Source organism: Wolbachia endosymbiont of Drosophila bocki, from assembly GCF_028982005.1.
Taxonomy (GTDB): Bacteria; Pseudomonadota; Alphaproteobacteria; order Rickettsiales; family Anaplasmataceae; genus Wolbachia; species Wolbachia pipientis.
The window spans coordinates 9,568-11,956 of the sequence record NZ_JAPQLG010000213.1 but is presented as its reverse complement, the minus strand read 5'-3'; the positions used below and the strand labels follow the sequence as shown (position 1 = coordinate 11,956).

Annotated in this window: 1 protein-coding gene and 1 pseudogene; both read left to right on the top strand. The window is 33.6% G+C overall.

The features are described from left to right. A pseudogene (locus OZD61_RS05475) lies at positions 1–127 on the top strand (IS5/IS1182 family transposase); the annotation flags it as partial. 175 nt (positions 128–302) lie between these two features. Next, positions 303–2,111: a peptidylprolyl isomerase gene (locus OZD61_RS05470; RefSeq protein ID WP_274980126.1), complete on the top strand. Its 1,809-nt coding sequence runs from the start codon at positions 303–305 to the stop codon at positions 2,109–2,111. Positions 2,112–2,389: the final 278 nt, after the last annotated feature.

The following is a 2,389-nucleotide window of genomic DNA, read 5'->3' as shown; positions in this document are numbered from 1 at the left end:
TGTTGAGCGATCTTTTGCTTGGTTAGAAAAATGTAGAAGATTGTGGAAAAATTGCGAACGTAAACTCAACACCAGCTTGCAAATGATTGTCCTTTCCTTCATTTCCCTCCTATTACGAAGATTTTAAACAGGTTCTAAGGTATAGTATAACTCAGTTAAACATATGTTCCTATTTAAGATTAGAGAGTTAAATTTTAAGTTAATATATTGTAATATTATATATATTAGCTAATAAAGCAACAGGTTTACAAGCATTAAATTATCACTATTCTATAATTAATCATTAATTAACTGGGTTTAAAATGAATGTTAAAAATTTTTTCACTAAAGTAACCGTTGTCCTTTTAGCTTGCTTGTTAATCTTCATGGGAATTGGCAACCTTTTATCAGGTGATGATGAAAAAGAAGAGGTAGCTAGGGTTGGAAAAGAAGTTATAACGTCAGATGAGTATAAATCACTATATCAAAATTATGAAAAGCAAATTTCTGGATCTGATGCGAGTAGAGAACAAGTAAAAAAGCTGAAATATGATTTGCTTAACGCACTTATAGAGCAAAAACTATTGTTTAACCTAACTAGTGAGCTGGGGTTGACAGTTGGAGAAGAATCTATAAAAAACCATATTAAAAACACCAAATACTTTCAAAATGATAAAGGTGAATTTGACAAAAATAAATTCTATGAAACGCTAAATGACCTGCATATGACAGAGAAAGAGTATATAGCAAAGCTAGAGAAAGTCCTGCCTGCAATGATGTTCATGACTTCATTATTTAAAGATAATTATCCAGTAACTTTTGGCGAGAAAATTGATGGGCAGATATACAAAAGTCGCTACCAAACTAGAGTAGTTGATATTGTTAAAATAACTGAAGATGCAGTTACAAACATTCCTGAACCAGATGATCAAGCCTTACTTGATTTGTACGAAAGAAATAAATCCCATTTTTATTGTCCTGAGTATCGAACTGCGCAATATATTTCCCTAGGCCAAAAGTATTTTGAAGATCAAATCAAGATCTCAGATGAAGAAGTTGATGGTATAATAGAACAACAAGAACTTAAAAATCAAAGAGATATATTCAATGCAATATTTTCTACCAAAGAAGAAGCTGAGACAGCAAGAAGAGCATTTGAGGAGGGTAAAACAAGCTTTGAACAGATAGTAGAAGAGTTTGGCAAAGCAAAACTTGAGGAAACTAGAGTAAATAATATAACTAAGGATTTTTTACCAGAAGACGTGAGAGAGAAGGTATTTGCTCTTAAAGTAGGTGAAGTAAGTGATGTTTTAGCAAGCAGTTTTGGTTGGCACATAGTAAAAGTGGAAAGTGCGCATCAAACCTCTGATGAAGACTTAGTTGATTTAAAAAAAGACATAAAGTCAGTTCTAACTAACCAAAAGTCTTTTGAAAGAGTCAATGATTTCATAAACCAAGTGAACTATAAGATATACAATGGTTCAGAAATTGAAGAAATATCGAGTGAATATAATTTACCTATACAAACTATTGGTCCAGTAGATGCGAGTGGAAAAGATCAAAGCGGTAATAACGTAGGAGATTCTGGTGATTTGATTTCTTTCATTTTTTCGCGAGAAAAGGATCAGAAAGGTTATTTTAAGGGCGTTGGGGACGCTGTTGTTAGTGTAAAAATCGTCGATATCGTTCCACCCAAATTGCAAAGTTTTGAAGAAGGCAAGGCATTAGCGGTAGAGCCTTGGCGTAGTGAGTTTATAAAAGAAAGAATGTTTAAACTCGGGCAAGAGGTTGCAGTTCAACTAAGAGAAAAAACAGATTTGGAAGAAATTCAAGGTGTGGAATTAGTTAAAGGTCAGCAGATGCACCGCAATAAAGTGGATCAACAAAACTACCCCTTTTCTTTTGTAGAAGAGATTTTCAATATGAAAACAACTGGTTCAGTGACAGATCCTATTCAATACAATAATGAAATTATAATAGGTGTTCTAAAAGAAATGCATTCATCAAATGGCAAATTAAACATGCTTGACACCGGAAAACGTGTGATGATATCGCTAAAAGAGCAATTAATTAGCTATCTGGAATCAAAGTATAAAGTCGAAGTTAATCACGCTATACTTGATGATATATAATCAAAAATCTTATAAGTTGCTTCAAACGCATCCAGTGCCCAGACACACAACTGTACGAACATTGCGATTTGAGAGCAATCTTCACTAGAAAGGATGTCATCCCAGTGCCCAGACACTGGGATCCAGGAATTTTATTAAGTTGGTAAGCATAAAAGTAGCCGTTTTATGTTAAAATACAACGTTTTAATGATTAAAAAAAGGCTGGATTCCAGTGGGCTTTGTTGCATCGCTCTTCGGATAGTAGGTAACGTACAATAAATTCATGAAGCTATCTCAAA